Below are 13900 nucleotides of genomic sequence, written 5' to 3'. Positions count from 1 at the left end.
TGGCTGAGGCGGCTGCTTCGCTGTCCTCAATCTACTGCGTGGGGGCCCAATATCCGGGATTCCCGCGGGCATTGTCACCAGCGCCCGTTCCGGGGACGGGGCTGGCAGACGGGGCAGGTGTGCGAGGACCGGTTCATGAACTGCTCGCGGCGGATGACGGCGTGGATTCCAGCTGCGGCGCAGCGTTTGCAGGCCTGCCCTTCCCGGCCGTAGGCGTTAAGGGACCGGTCAAAGTACCCGGAGGCGCCGTTGACGTTCACATACAGCGAGTCGAAGCTCGTTCCGCCGGCCGCGAGGGCATCCAGCATGACCTGCCGGGCGCTGGCGAGCACCCTTTCCGCATCGCCACGGCGCAGGGTGTCGGTGGGCCGGGCATAGTGCAGCCGGGCGCTCCACAACGCTTCGTCCGCGTAGATGTTTCCGATCCCGGAGACCAGTCCCTGGTCCAGCAGCGCCCGCTTCAGGCCGGTTTTGCGCTTGCGGAGGCGCCGGTAGAAAACGTCGAAGGAGAAGGCGGGGTCCAGGGGGTCCCGTGCAATGTGTGACGCTTCCTCAGCTATCAAGGGCAGGGGCGATTCGGCAAGGCCGCCGGGGCCGCCGTCGTCCGTGGGAACCATCGCCGTGACGAACAGCCCGCCAAAGATCCGCTGGTCCACGAACCTCAGTTCTTCCGGCTTGCCGTCACCGGGGCTGAGCCGGAAACGGACCTTCAGGTGCTTTTCGTCCGGGACGTCCCGGTCCTGCATCAGGAGCTGGCCGCTCATCCCGAGGTGGGCCATCAGGGCAACGCGGGGGCGTTCCACGGCTGGCGGCGGCGCGTCCCCGGCGACGCCGTCCCCGTGGCTGCCTTCCACCAGCGGCATCCACAAGAACTTGCCCCGCCGGACGACGTCTGCAACCGTGGCGCCTTCCAGGTTGCCGGTAAAGTCCTCCACGCCCAGGGCGTGGCGGCGCACCGACCGTGGATCAAGGACCTCCACCGAAGTGATGGTCCGGCCGCGGACCCAGCTCACCAGGCCGCGGCGTACCACCTCAACCTCGGGAAGTTCAGGCATGGCGCTACTTGGCGGGGACGGAACCGGCGGACTTTTTTGCTCCCGCTGCTGCTCCGGAGAGCACCCGCCACGCGTCCGCGGCGGCTTCCTGCTCCGCTTCCTTTTTGGAGTGGCCGGAACCCTTGCCATAGGCGGTTCCGCCCACATGGAGGACAGCCGTGAAAGTGCGGGCATGGTCCGGACCGGAGCCGTCCACTGCGTAGTGGATGGTGCCGAGCTGGCGGCTTGCAGCGAGTTCCTGGATGTTGGTCTTCCAGTCCGTTCCGGCGCCCAGCGCGGCCGCGTCCTTCAGCAAAGGGCCGATCAGGCGCATCACCAGCTGGCGTGCGGTCTCGATGTCGTTGGACACGTAGGTGGCACCGATCAGTGCTTCCATGGTGTCGGCGAGGATGGAAGCCTTGTTGTTGCCGTGGGTGAGCTTTTCGCCCTGGCCAAGGTAGATGTACTCCCCGATGCCCAGGCTGCGTCCGATGCCGGCAAGCGCACGGGTGCTGACGACGGCGGAGCGCCGCTTTGCGAGCTCACCTTCGGGCAGTTCCGGGTTGTCCCGGTACAGGGCATCGGTAACGGAGAACCCGAGGATGGAATCACCCAGGAATTCGAGCCGCTCGTTGGTGGGGATGCCGCCGTTTTCGTAGGCGTAGGAACGGTGTGTGAGCGCAAGACGAAGCGTCCCGGCGTCTATAGAGACACCGAGACGCTTCAGAAGCTCTTCAGTTGAAGACATCATGTCAGCCTCAGGGGCCGATTAGACGTCCGCGACCTTGCGTCCCTTGTACTCAAGGAACAGCGCAGTGCCAGCCGAGTCGGTGACGACCTTTGCCTGGTGCGGCAGGCTGTAGGTGACCTGGCCGTTCTCGACGGTCTTCACCAGGTGGGGGGCGGTCGCCTTCCACTGGGAGCGGCGGGCGCGGGTATTCGAGCGAGACATTTTCCGCTTGGGAACAGCCACGGCTAACTCATTTCTCTCTAGACAAACACGTACAAATCAATTTTGCCGGTCAGGCTTAGCCATATCAGCTAGGGCAGCCCAGCGAGGATCCAAGACCTCGTGGTGGTGCCCCGGCTCGTCTTCCAGGCGAACTCCGCATTCGGAGCAAAGGCCCTGGCAGTCTTCCCGGCACACCGGCTGGAACGGCAGCGCGGTCACCACTGCGTCCCGCAACACCGGTTCAAGATCGATTACATCGTGCTCGACTCGACGTTGCTCTTCATCATCTTCTCCGTCCGAGAGCTCCACGCCCTCATAGAAGAAAAGTTCTTGCACATTGACCTCGAGGTCATACGCAAGGGGATCCAGGCATCGGCCGCATTCACCTGTTACCTCGGTGAGCACGGTTCCTGATACCAAAATTCCTTCGTGTACGGCTTCAAGCCTCAGATCCAGCTCGATATCCGAGCCTTCCTGAACGCCAATGAGCGCCACGCCAAGATCACCTGGCGCGGGTACATGTTCCTTCAGTGTCCGCATGCTTCCCGGGCTGCGCCCGAGGTCCTTGACGTCGAACGCCAGGGGCGAACCAGCATCTCTTTTAATGAGAACTCCTGTTGAACATATGACCGACGTACTATCTTAGCCTGAAGAGCCACAGGGACTCAAACCGGCCGGCAGGGAGTGCCGAAGTACCGGACCAGCCTACCCCCTCGGCTGCTGGCCGGGGCCCGACTCGCCCGCAAGCATCCGCCGCAGCACCGACCGGGGCACGTATTCGGACACATTTCCGCCCAGGCCGGCCACCTCTTTGATCAGGGTGGAGGAAAGGTGGAGGTAATGGGCCTCTGCAGGCAGGAAGACCGTCTCAACGCCGCTGAGCTGCCGGTTCATGGTGGCCATGGGCAGCTCGTAGTCGAAGTCCGAGGACGACCTGAGTCCCTTGACGATGGCCGAAACGCCGCGCTGCCGGCAATACTCTGCGAGCAGGCCCTCCCCGACTGGTTCCACCACGATGCCCTTGAGCGAGGCGAGGGTTTCCCGTGCCATGTCCAGGCGCTCCTGGAGGGTGAACCTGTACTGCTTGGCCTGGTTGGTGGACACGGCCACGATGACCTCGTCAAAGAGGCCGGCGGCACGTGCAATAACCTCGAGATGGCCGTTGTGGATAGGGTCGAAGGATCCGGGGCAGACAGCGCGTCTCATGCTCCGAACCTACCCCATGGGAACACCGGGATACCATGACTGGATGCATCCACCACGGGAACTTTCCATCCCCATGGCCCCTGCTCCGTGGCAGCGCGCCGCCCTCGGAGCAAACCTCCTGGCCCCCGACGGAGGCCTGGGCGTCACCATCTTCGAAGAGATGACCACCCTGGCCGTGCAGACAGGCGCCATTAACCTCGGCCAGGGGTTCCCGGACGAGGACGGCCCGGCGGAAATCAGGGAGGCCGCCCGGTCTGCCATCCTGGCGGGCGCGAACCAGTATGCGCCCGGCAAGGGCATCCCGGAACTGCGGGAGGCAGTCTCGGCCCACCAGCAGCGGTTCTACGGCCTCTCCCCCGACCCGGCGACGGAAGTCATCATCACCACCGGAGCCACCGAGGCCATCGCGGCCTCGCTCCTGGCCTTCGCCGGTCCCGGCGACGAGGTCCTCACCCTGGAGCCTTTCTACGATTCCTACGGCGCCGTGATCGGCCTGTCCGGTGCGACGCACGTGACTGCACCGCTCCTGGCCCCGGACTTCATGCCGGATATGGCCGCCCTCGAGGCCGCTTTCAGCGCGCGGACGAAGGTGGTGCTGCTGAACAACCCCCACAACCCCACCGGGGCGGTCTTCCCGCGGGACGTGCTCCAACGGGTCGTTGACCTGGCCCGCAGGCATGACAGCATCATCATCACGGACGAGGTCTATGAGCACCTCACGTTCGGCGTCCGGCACGTACCGGTGGCTTCCCTGCCCGGAGCGGCGGACCGGACCATCACCATTTCCTCGGCCGGCAAGACCTTTTCCCTGACTGGCTGGAAGGTCGGCTGGCTCACGGGGCCCGAAGATCTGGTGTCGGCCGCCCGGACGGTCAAGCAGTTCCTCACCTACAGTTCGGGCACGCCGTTCCAGTCGGCCATCGCTACGGGCCTGGCCCTGCCGGACTCCTTCTATGAGGGCATCGCGGCGTCCCTTGAGCACAAGCGGGACATCCTGAGTGAAGGCCTGCGTGCCGCGGGGTTCGAGGTCTTCTCGTCGCAGGGCACGTACTTCGTCAATGTGGACACCGCCCCCTTGGGCATCAGCGACTCCGTGGACCTGGCCCGGAAGCTTCCGGCACTGGTGGGCGTGGCCGCGATCCCTGTCCCGGTTTTCTGCCACGCCGAGGGAGCCGAGCGCACCCGAAGCCTGCTCCGTTTCGCCTTCTGCAAGAAGGCCGAGGTCCTGGAAGAGGCTGCCGGGCGGCTGGCTGCACTCAGCGGCAGGCTCTGATGCCCGGCGGGCGGGAGGTCCGGGCGTCCCGGTTCCTGCGCACCACCGGACAGCACGCGTCCATAGAACCCGACGCCTTCACTGCCGGCAGCTACGTCCTCAGCATCGGCGGCGCGGAACAGTCCCACGTGAACCTTCTGCAGCCGGAGGAGATCTTCTACGAATACCTGCGCCGGATCGGACACCTGGTGGACCTGGCGGCACCCCCCGGGGTTCCGGTCAGTGCGCTGCACCTGGGCGCGGGAGCGCTGACCCTGGCCCGGTACATCCAGGCCGCAAGGCCCGGGTCGGTGCAGTATGCGGTGGAGCTGGAGCGTGAACTGCTCGATTTCGTCCTGCGGGAGCTGCCCCTGCCCGAGGGGACGGACCTGCAGACCATCATCGGCGATGCCCGGGAGTCACTTGTCCGGATTGACCCCGAAGTCCGGTTCGACGTCGTCATCCTGGACATCTTTTCCGGGCCGGACGCGCCCGCGCACCTGACCACCGGCGCGTTCTACCGGGAAGTGAGGGAGCGGCTCAACCCTGCAGGACTGCTGATCGTCAATGTCGGCGACGAGCCGGGCCTGACCCTCGTCCGAAGCCAGGTGTCCGCCATGCGGCAGGCCATGGCGGATGTGGCCGCCGTCGCGGAAACAGGCATGTTCGAAGGCCGCTACCCCGGCAACATCATCCTCGCCGGCACCCTCACCCCGTGGCCGCCGGAATGGACCACTGAACTGACCGCCCGCGGGCCGCACCCGGCAAAAGTGCTGGCCGGAGTGGACCTCGACCCCTTTGCAGGATGACTCCGGGAGGCCAAAGTTCCCGCGCCCGGGCTAGCGTCCGGCCGGTTCCGGCGCCTCGGGAATGTCGTCATCGTCGATTGCATCGGGCACGAAAGGCTCCGCGAACCACAGCCTGGTCTCCCCGTATTTCTTATCCGCAAACCGGGTGAGGGCCTCGGGCCACCGGGGCTCAGGCGAGCGGGAGGACCGCTCCACCACCACCACCGCCGCCGGCGACAGGTGGGTGGACAGCTTCAGGAGCACTGCCTGCAAGCCAACCTCCTCGAGCAAATACGGCGGGTCCAGGAAAACAAGGTCCCAGACTGCCGCCTCCGATGCGCGTTCCAGGAAGGATTCCACCTTTGAGCGGTGGACGGTTACCACTTTCCGGCCCAGGACGCCGTTGACGAGATCGGCATTGCGCTGGCAAACGGCACTGGCCCTGCCATCGGACTCCACCAGGTCCACTGTCCGGGCGCCCCTGCTGCCGCTCTCGACCCCCAGGGCGCCGGAACCCGCATAGAGGTCCAGCACGCGGGCGCCGGTAATGACGTTGAAGGCATCAAGGCGGGAAAAAAGCGCTTCCTTGACGCGGTCCGTGGTGGGCCTGGTGAGGGATCCCGGGACGCCGGTCAAGGGAGTGCCGCCGGCGGCACCTGCAATAATCCGGCTCATTCGACGCTCCTGTCTTGGCCGCCAGGATATCCGGCACCCACCATGCTAGCCGCGTTCAAGGAACGCCTCCTTCTCGGGATTGAGGTATTTGTCGATCGCTTCGGCAAGCTCCGGGCGAGCGGACAGGGCAGGGTCCTCGCGCACAATCTCCTGGGCGTCTTCCCTTGCCCGGGCAATGACGTCGCCATGCTCCAGGACGCGGAGCAGCTTCAGGGTGGAGCGTCCGCCTGATTGCGAGGCTCCCAGGATGTCGCCCTCGCGCCGCAGCTTCAGGTCCTCTTCGGACAGGACGAAGCCGTCGGTAGTCGCCGCCACGGCATCCAGCCGGCGGCGGCTGGGATGCCCGGGTTCAAGGGCGGTGACCAGCAGGCAGGTCCCTGGCAGCCCGCCCCGGCCCACCCGGCCGCGGAGCTGGTGCAACTGGGAAATACCGAACCGGTCCGCATCCAGAATGACCATCAGGGTTGCGTTGTGAACGTCCACGCCCACCTCGATCACCGTGGTGGAGACAAGCAGCTTGATGCGGTTGGCCGCAAAGTCTTCCATGACGCCGAACTTCACGTCCGGTTCCTGCCGTCCGTGGAGCGGCGCCAGGGGAACTCCGGACAGGGTAGTCTCTTCCCGCAGATGCTCGACGACGGCCGTCACCGAGGCGAGCTCCCGGCCGCCGTCCCCTTCCGCATCCCCCGCCGGAGGCTCCGCCTCCCCGGGGCTGAAGTCGCCGTCGTCGTCCGTTCCGATCCTGGGGCAGACGACGTACACCTGATGGCCCCTGTCAATCTCCTCCCGGGCGCGGGCCCAGATGCGGCCTGCCCAGGCCGGGTTCTCGGCAAGTCCCACCAGGTGGGTGGCGATAGGGGCACGGCCGGCCGGCAGTTCGTCCAGGACCGACGTTTCGAGGTCGCCGAAAACTGTCATCGCGACGGTCCGCGGGATGGGCGTGGCCGTCATCACCAGCAGATGCGGCGGCTTCCGCGCCTTGGCGCGCAGGGCATCGCGCTGCTCCACCCCGAAGCGGTGCTGCTCATCCACCACGATCAGGCCGAGATCATAGAATGACACGTTGTCGCTCAGCAGGGCATGGGTCCCGATGATGATCCCGGCCGTCCCCGAGGCGGCATCAAGCAGGGCCTGCCGGCGCGCCGCCGTCGGCAGGGAGCCAGTGAGCAGCGAAACCTGGACGGAAGCGCCGTCCATCCCGCCCAGCAGGCCGTCTCCGGAGAGAGGGCCCAGGGTCCGGCGGATCGATTCGAAATGCTGGGCAGCGAGGACCTCCGTGGGCGCCAGCAGGGCCGCCTGCCCGCCGGCATCCACCACCTGCAGCATGGCACGGAGCGCCACGATGGTCTTGCCGGAGCCCACTTCTCCCTGCAGCAGCCGGTTCATGGGGACGTCCCGGGAGAGTTCTGCCGCCAGGGTTTCCCCGACGGCGGCCTGCCCGGCCGTGAGCGTGAACGGAAGGCTCCGGTCGAAACTGGCCAGCAGGCCCTCCGGAGCGGGCCGGCGGGCGGTGGCTTCTTCCGAGGCCAGCTGTGCACGGCGGCGGGCCAGGGCGGACTGCAGCACCAGTGCCTCCTGGTAACGGAAGCGGCGACGTGCCTGCTGCCAGTCCGTGGCCGACTCCGGCTCATGGATCAGCCGGTAGGCTTCGGCGATCGGCAGGAACTTCTCCCGGGCCGCGATGGCGGGTGGCACGGGATCCGGCAGGGAGCCAAGGTCAGCAGTTTCGAGCAGGGTTGAGACAGCCTTCTGGATCTTCCAGCTGGGAAGCTTGGCGGTGGCCGGATAGATGGGAATGGGCATGGCGGCCAGCTTTTCCGGATCCCGGCCGCCCTCGCTGAACGGATCATCGTCCAGCAGCTGGTAGTCGGGGTTGGTGAGTCCAAGGGATCCCTTGAAGGACGTGACCTTGCCGGAAAACAGCGCCCGGCGGCCAGGGAGCAGGTCCGCTTGGGCCTTGTAGCCGTTGAAGAAGCTGATCTTGAGCGTACCCGGCGCTTTGCCCCGGTACTCCGTGCCGCCTACCACCCGGAGGCCCTGTCTTCCGTCGTCGTCGGAAACCACGACGTCGGTGATGGTGCCGCGGCGCGCCTGCATCCGGCGGGTGTTGCTGGAGAGCACCCGGGCGATCAGGGTGACTTCTTCGTCCCGGGGAATCTCGCTGATGGGCGTCAGCTCTCCCCGGCTCATGTAGCGGCGCGGGTAGTAATTCAGCAGCCCCTCGACTGTGGTGATGCCCAGATGCTTTTCTATGACCGCTGCGGAACGCTTACCAAGCCGCCGTTCCAGCGCCAGGTCCAGTTCAGCGCTCATGCCCACTGGAGTTCACTGCATCCGTTGCCGGATCCCGCGGCAGCGCGAGTTCACTGATGCTGATGTTGGCCGGCTCCCCCAGGGACCGGATGATGTGGACGGCGGGATCCGCCTGGGGGACATGGACGTGGACGCGCCACCGGTAGTTGCCGTCGGAATCGGGCACGCTGCCAACCTGGCTCATGATCACGGACTCGCCCACCTCGTCCAGCCGCTGGCGGAGGGTTGCCGCGTTGAGGGGTGACAGGCTGATGGTGCACATGACTTCCACGCCGTCGTCATCCGGCATGGCCGTATGGATGTGCGGGTCAGACACGTCGTAGCCGTGCAGGCCGTCAAGGAGTTCGCTTTGGAGCTCTTCGCCCAGGATCGCTGAGCGAAGGCAATCGAGGATCAGCAGCATCCCCACTCCGCCCGCATCAACCACATGGGCGGTCGTCAGAACGTCCAACTGGTCTTCGGTGTGGATCACCGCGGCGAGGGCGCCCTCCACAACGGCGTCCAGGGCAAGGCCCAGGGCGTGGTTGCTGTCGTCCCCGTTCTGTCCGGCGTCGACAGCGGCCGCGGCCCGGGCTGCCGCTTCCATGACGGAGAGCATGGTTCCCGGCACGGGATCGCTCAATGCCGACCAGGCACGGATCTGGGCACGGTTGAGGGCTGCCGCCAGCAGGGTGGAGGTCAGCCGGGTGTGGCCTGCCAGCGGCTCGGCGGCTGCGCACAGGAACACCGAGAAAAGGGTCCCCGAGTTTCCCCGCGCTTCCTCCATGGCGGCCTGGCCCGCGGTGGCAAGGACGGCGCCGACGTCCATCTGCGCGGGGTGGTCACCCGTGGCAGCGAGGGAACGGGCTGCGGCGCGCACGGTGACGTAGAGGTTGGTGCCGGTGTCGCCGTCGGCCACGGGAAAGATGTTGATGGCATTCAGGCGGTCGCTGTGGTTGCCAAGGGCGGTCTCAGCCTTGCCCAACCATCTCTTCATCGCTTGCGCGTTAGCGGCAACCTTAGTGTGCAAAGTGATCCCATCCCCCGGTGTCCGCGGACCGGCCCGCAATTTTGACGCCCGGGCCTTCATTGATTCCCAGTGCTTGTACTGAGCCTATCGCAGTGAATCCGTGAGGCAGCGGCGAACCAGGAGGGAAGGTGGCAAGCAGTCCGTGGTCCTCCCCGCCGCCGAGGACCCACTCTCCAGGGTTCATGCCCAACAGTTCTGCGGCCGGCCGAAGGGCGTCCGCCAGCCGCTTCAGCGGGCCTGGATTGAGGTCGACGGCGACACGGCTGGCTGTTGCCAGCCTCAGCCCATCGCGCAGCAGCCCGTCTGAGATGTCCAGCATGGCGGTGGCGCCGGCGGCACGCGCGGCGGGCCCGGACGCCAGGGGCGGCCGTGGCCTGCACTGCAGTTCCACCAAGGCGCGTTGACCGTCGCTGAGGGCATCAACAGGCACGTCCGACTCCAATAGTGCGAGGCCTGCGGCAGCATGGCCGGCGGTGCCCGCAAGGGCCAGGACGTCCCCCGGCCTGGCCCCGGACCGGAGGACCGGCGCGCCGGCGTCGAGCGTTCCCAGCACGGCCACGGTGACGGAGATTTCGCGCCCGCGCCCCAGGTCCCCGCCCGCTACCGAGCAGGATGCCGCGCCCAGTTCCCTGATGCCCGCGGTGAGGCCGTCCGCCAGGTCCTCCACCCAGCCCACAGCCGTTTCGGGCGGAAGGGTAAGGCTTACCACCATCGACGTGGCGCGCGCACCCATGGCGTTGATGTCACTCAGGTTCTGCGCCGCAGCTTTCCAGCCGACGTCGAAGCCGGTAGTCCGGTAGCCGTTGGGCCATTGCAGCCTGAAGTCCTGGTCCTGGACCTGGGTGTCGATGCTGATGACGGTCCTGCCGTCAGGAGAAGCCACTATGGCGGCGTCGTCCCCCGGGCCGAGCAACGTAGCGTCGCTGTGCGCGCCGTCCATGGCCAGGCGCGGAAAGATCCGGGCCAGCAGCCCGGCCTCGGAGAGCGCAGAGACGGTCAGGGCGGAGACGGTCTGCTGCTCCCCGACGGCGGCAGCGCCCTCAGGCTGGGGCCGCCCGTGGTGGGTGATGGGATTCTCAGGCACTCCACTACGCTATCGCGGTACTCCGACATTGCCGGCCCACGGTGCCGCGGCAGGGCGGAGCCCACCGCGGCGATAGGCTGGAGACATGCACCGTCCCCAGCTTTCCCTGCCCGCCCGCGTTGCCAGGCTGGCACTGATTGGGAGCCTTGCGGCCGTTTCTTTAACCTCGTGCTCGCCTGCCGTGGATGTTCCGGCGGCCAAGGACGCGGCCAACCCGGCGTGCGCGCCCATGATGGTGGGCCTGCCTGATGCCATCGGCGAGTACGCGCTGCGAAAGACAAACAGCCAGGCCACGGCCGCGTGGGGCGATCCGTCCCTGGTGATCCTGCGCTGCGGCGTGAATGTGCCCGGGCCCACAACGGACCGCTGCGTGACCGTGAACGGGATCGACTGGGTCATCAAGGAAGGGGATCCGGTGTGGACCCTGACAACCTACGGCCGCGAACCGGCAACGGAGATCCTCCTGGACCCTGACAAGATCAGTTCAGCCACTGTCCTTGCCGACCTTGCGGCAGCGGCCGGCAAGGTGCCGGCCGCCAGGAGCTGCGTGGGGCAGGAGGATCTCCAGAACCTGCCGCCGAGCCAGTAGGCGGTGGCGGCTGACTCTTAGCGCAGCCCGGTTTTGCGGTTCAGCGCGAGGTAGATCAGTTCGTCGATGAGGTCGGCGTAACCCAGGCCGGAAGCCGCCCACATCTGCGGATACATGCTCTTGGGCGTGAAGCCGGGCATGGTGTTGATTTCGTTGATGATGAGTTCCCCGGCGGGCGTGTAGAAGAAGTCCACCCGGCTCAGGCCCTCGGCCCCCACGGCGTCGAACGCCGCCGCGGCAAGCTCCCGGACCCGGGCTATGGCTTCCTCGGGGATGTCGGCAGGGCAGCTGAGGGAGGCGGCGTCGTCCTCCACATACTTGGCGTTGAAGTCGTAGAACTCGTGGGTTCCGCCTGCCACGGAAATTTCACCGGGCATGGAGGTGCGTGCCGCGTCGGTGCCCCTGCCTTCGAGGACCGCACATTCGATCTCCCGGCCGGTGATGCCGGCCTCGATCACCAGTTTCAGGTCGTGCCGCCGGGCTTCCTCGATGGCTGCATCGAGGAGTTCCAGGGAATCCACCTTGGAGATACCCATGGATGATCCTGCCCGCGCCGGCTTGACGAAGACGGGAAATCCCAGCCGGTCCACCTGCTTGCGCACTGACTCCGGGTCCTTGCGCCACTGCCTGTCCGTCACCGCGACATACGGACCGACCTGCAGCCCGGCAGCCTCGAACACCACCTTCATGAAGTGCTTGTCCATGCCCACGGCCGAGGCCAGGACGCCGGCGCCGACATAGCGGGTATCCGAGAGTTCCAGGAGCCCCTGGATGGTTCCGTCCTCCCCGAACGGGCCGTGGAGAAGCGGGAAAACCACGTCCACCGTGCCGAGCTCCTGGGGTACCTCGTTCGGGGCCGTGACGATCAGCTGGTGCTCGCCCCCGATCTCGGCAAGGGTCACGGTCTGCGGCGAAGGCGCCACCTCAGGGAGGGATGTTCCCGCGAGGGACCACTGGGCCGTATCGGCTGACGCGAGGACCCATTGCCCGGTTTTGGCGATGCCAATGGGAATTACTTCGTACTTGTCCTTGTTGATCGCGCCGAGGACACCGGCCGCTGTCACGCAGCTCACGGCGTGCTCGCTCGAGCGGCCGCCGAAAAGGACCGCCACCCGGGGTTTGGCCCTGCGCGCGGGCTCCCCTGCAGCCAGGTTTTCATGGGACATCGTCAGTATTCGCCTTCAGGTTTCAGTTCCCGGGACAGCAGGACGGGCCCCAGTTGGTCAACGGACAGCTTGCCGGCCAGCACGGCAACGACGGCGGCTGTAATGGGCATCTCCACGCCCAGCTTGCCTGCCAGCTCGTGGACCGCCTGGCCCGATTTTATGCCTTCGGCGGTCTGTGTCATCTTCTGGCCCACTTCCTCAAGCGTGAGGCCCTGCCCCAGGAGCCGCCCGGCGGTGTGGTTGCGTGACAGCGGGGAGGAACAGGTGGCCACAAGGTCGCCCAGGCCTGCGAGGCCTGCCATCGTCTTGGCTTCTCCGCCAAGGGCAAGGGCCAGGCGGGACGTTTCCGCGAGTCCGCGGGTGATGACGGACGCCTTGGTGTTGTCCCCCATCTGCCTGCCCTCGCAAATGCCGACGGCCAGGGCAATAACGTTCTTGACGATCCCGCCGATCTCCACGCCCACGACGTCGGCGGTGGTGTACGGCCGGAAGTAGGGGGCCGTGCAGCTCCTGGCGATCCAGCCTGCGGCGGCGGAGTCGGTGCAGGCAACCACAGAGGCAGTGGGTTCTTCGCGGGCGATTTCCATGGCCAGGTTGGGGCCGGACACAATGGCTATGCGCTCGGCGGGCAAGCCCAGTTCCTCGCTGATGACCTCGCTCATCCTGGCGTCCGTACCGAGCTCCAGGCCCTTCATCAGCGAGACAACCATGGCGTCCGGAGCGATCAGGCTTTTCCACTCCCGCAGCTGCGGCCGGAGCGACTGCGCCGGGACCGCGATGACCACAAGGTCAGCGCCCTCCAGGACAGCGGCGACGTCTGTTGACGCGGAGATGCTCTCCGGCAGCGGGATGTCCTTCAGGTACTGCTCGTTGCGGTGGTCCGCATTAATCCGGTCCACCACTTCAGCACGCCTGCCCCACAGCCTGATGCTGCGCGGCTCGCCCGCAGCAGCGGCGGCGTCAGCGAGGATTTTCGCAAAGGTTGTTCCCCAGGAGCCGGCGCCGAGAACAGCAACGGAGCGGGCCGAGCCCGTCTGCCTTCCCCCAGGGGTCACGGAGCTTCCGTTCCGGTACCGGTCTGCTGCTGCCCGCGCTCCACGAACCTGCCGTGCCGGGCCTGCTGCTTCTTGGCCGGATCCCACCGCTCAGCCGGAGGCTCTTCTCCCCTGATTTCGGCCAGGAGTCCAGTGATCGCATCCATGATCGCGTCGGTGGCCCCGGCAAGGGTTGCCTTGTCCAGCGGACGGCCGCTGAAGGCGCTGAGGTCAACGGGCTCGCCCACCACTACGGTCGATTTCTTGCGCGGGAACAGGTGGAACCGCTTGCCGTAGCGGGGGAAAACTTCGTGGGCGCCCCAATGGGCAATCGGAACCACCGGAATGCCGCCCTCCAGGGCAAGCCGCGCAGCACCCGTGTGGCCTTTCATGGGCCACAGCGCCGGATCACGCGTCAGGGTGCCTTCGGGGTAGATGATGATGGCCCCGCCTTCGGCAACGATCTCCTGTGCGAGCTGCAGGGAGCGGTTCGCCCCCGCGGACGAACGTTCCACCGGGATCTGCTTTGTTGCCCGCAGGACCCAGCCCAGCACCGGAACCTTGAAGAGCCCTGACTTGGCAAGGAAGTGCGGGGCAATCTTGTGGTTGTAGAGGAGGTGGCCGACGATCAGGGGATCGATCTCGGTGCAGTGGTTGGGCGCGGCGATAAAACCGCCCGCAGGCAGCTTTTCCGTGCCCTCCCACTTCTTGTCCATCATGAGGTTGAACAGGGGGCGGACTATGCCGGCGACCACAGCGAGCGTGGCGCGGCTCTTGGCCGGTTCCTTCACGGCTGCC

The 13900-nt window shown here is 66.6% G+C and carries 15 protein-coding genes; 3 read left to right on the top strand and 12 right to left on the bottom strand.

Features of this window, described 5'->3' with window-relative positions; genetic code table 11:
- Positions 1–74: 74 nt before the first annotated feature.
- From mutM to coaD, 5 genes are all read right to left on the bottom strand, one after another.
- Positions 75–1055, bottom strand: a complete 981-nt coding sequence (gene mutM, locus PV768_RS04210) for a bifunctional DNA-formamidopyrimidine glycosylase/DNA-(apurinic or apyrimidinic site) lyase (RefSeq protein ID WP_421092343.1) — start codon at positions 1053–1055, stop codon at positions 75–77.
- A 4-nt stretch (positions 1056–1059) separates the two neighbouring features.
- Positions 1060–1782 (bottom strand): ribonuclease III, encoded by a 723-nt coding sequence (gene rnc, locus PV768_RS04205; protein ID WP_157243108.1) that lies wholly within the window; start codon positions 1780–1782, stop codon positions 1060–1062.
- Positions 1783–1803: 21 nt separating this feature from the next.
- The gene (gene rpmF, locus PV768_RS04200; protein WP_009356569.1) at positions 1804–2007 is read right to left on the bottom strand and encodes a 50S ribosomal protein L32; all 204 of its coding nucleotides are present in this window, start codon (positions 2005–2007) and stop codon (positions 1804–1806) included.
- A 36-nt stretch (positions 2008–2043) separates the two neighbouring features.
- Positions 2044–2568 (bottom strand): YceD family protein, encoded by a 525-nt coding sequence (locus tag PV768_RS04195; RefSeq protein WP_157241902.1) that lies wholly within the window; start codon positions 2566–2568, stop codon positions 2044–2046.
- Positions 2569–2691: 123 nt separating this feature from the next.
- Positions 2692–3192 (bottom strand): pantetheine-phosphate adenylyltransferase, encoded by a 501-nt coding sequence (gene coaD, locus PV768_RS04190; protein ID WP_157241901.1) that lies wholly within the window; start codon positions 3190–3192, stop codon positions 2692–2694.
- 43 nt (positions 3193–3235) lie between these two features.
- Here coaD and PV768_RS04185 point away from each other — a divergent pair, with 43 nt between their 5' ends.
- Positions 3236–4465: an aminotransferase class I/II-fold pyridoxal phosphate-dependent enzyme gene (locus PV768_RS04185; protein WP_421092342.1), complete on the top strand. Its 1230-nt coding sequence runs from the start codon at positions 3236–3238 to the stop codon at positions 4463–4465.
- Positions 4465–5253 carry a spermidine synthase gene (locus PV768_RS04180; RefSeq protein ID WP_421092341.1) on the top strand — a complete coding sequence of 263 codons (789 nt, stop codon included), beginning with the start codon at positions 4465–4467 and terminating at the stop codon, positions 5251–5253. The genes PV768_RS04185 and PV768_RS04180 overlap by 1 nt, the downstream gene beginning before the upstream one ends.
- Before the next feature lie 30 nt (positions 5254–5283).
- On the opposite strand, the gene rsmD is transcribed toward PV768_RS04180, so the two are convergent.
- From rsmD to thiL, 4 genes are read right to left on the bottom strand one after another with little or no spacing between them, the layout of a single operon-like run.
- A complete protein-coding gene (rsmD, locus tag PV768_RS04175) occupies positions 5284–5907 on the bottom strand; it encodes a 16S rRNA (guanine(966)-N(2))-methyltransferase RsmD (protein WP_421092340.1) in 624 nt (207 codons plus the stop codon).
- Positions 5908–5952: 45 nt separating this feature from the next.
- A complete protein-coding gene (locus PV768_RS04170) occupies positions 5953–8220 on the bottom strand; it encodes an ATP-dependent DNA helicase RecG (RefSeq protein WP_321213807.1) in 2268 nt (755 codons plus the stop codon).
- On the bottom strand, positions 8210–9196 hold the full coding sequence (locus tag PV768_RS04165; RefSeq protein ID WP_421092339.1) for a DAK2 domain-containing protein: 987 nt from the start codon (positions 9194–9196) through the stop codon (positions 8210–8212). Before PV768_RS04165 ends, PV768_RS04170 begins: the two co-directional genes overlap by 11 nt.
- Before the next feature lie 22 nt (positions 9197–9218).
- Positions 9219–10169, bottom strand: a complete 951-nt coding sequence (gene thiL / locus PV768_RS04160; protein WP_421092356.1) for a thiamine-phosphate kinase — start codon at positions 10167–10169, stop codon at positions 9219–9221.
- A gap of 229 nt (positions 10170–10398) precedes the next feature.
- Here thiL and PV768_RS04155 point away from each other — a divergent pair, with 229 nt between their 5' ends.
- Positions 10399–10902: a DUF3515 domain-containing protein gene (locus PV768_RS04155; protein WP_321213809.1), complete on the top strand. Its 504-nt coding sequence runs from the start codon at positions 10399–10401 to the stop codon at positions 10900–10902.
- Positions 10903–10919: 17 nt separating this feature from the next.
- On the opposite strand, the gene PV768_RS04150 is transcribed toward PV768_RS04155, so the two are convergent.
- From PV768_RS04150 to PV768_RS04140, 3 genes are read right to left on the bottom strand one after another with little or no spacing between them, the layout of a single operon-like run.
- Entirely contained in the window at positions 10920–12068 is a 1149-nt protein-coding gene (locus PV768_RS04150; protein WP_421092338.1) for a D-alanine--D-alanine ligase family protein, read from the bottom strand.
- 2 nt (positions 12069–12070) lie between these two features.
- Positions 12071–13123, bottom strand: a complete 1053-nt coding sequence (locus PV768_RS04145; protein WP_323056515.1) for an NAD(P)H-dependent glycerol-3-phosphate dehydrogenase — start codon at positions 13121–13123, stop codon at positions 12071–12073.
- Positions 13120–13893, bottom strand: a complete 774-nt coding sequence (locus PV768_RS04140; protein WP_321213812.1) for a lysophospholipid acyltransferase family protein — start codon at positions 13891–13893, stop codon at positions 13120–13122. The genes PV768_RS04145 and PV768_RS04140 overlap by 4 nt, the downstream gene beginning before the upstream one ends.
- Positions 13894–13900: the final 7 nt, after the last annotated feature.

The sequence above is a fragment of the Pseudarthrobacter sp. CC4 genome (assembly GCF_048957775.1).
Taxonomy (GTDB): Bacteria; Actinomycetota; Actinomycetes; order Actinomycetales; family Micrococcaceae; genus Arthrobacter.
Note: the sequence above shows the minus strand (reverse complement) of the source record. Positions and strands in the feature narration are given on the sequence as shown.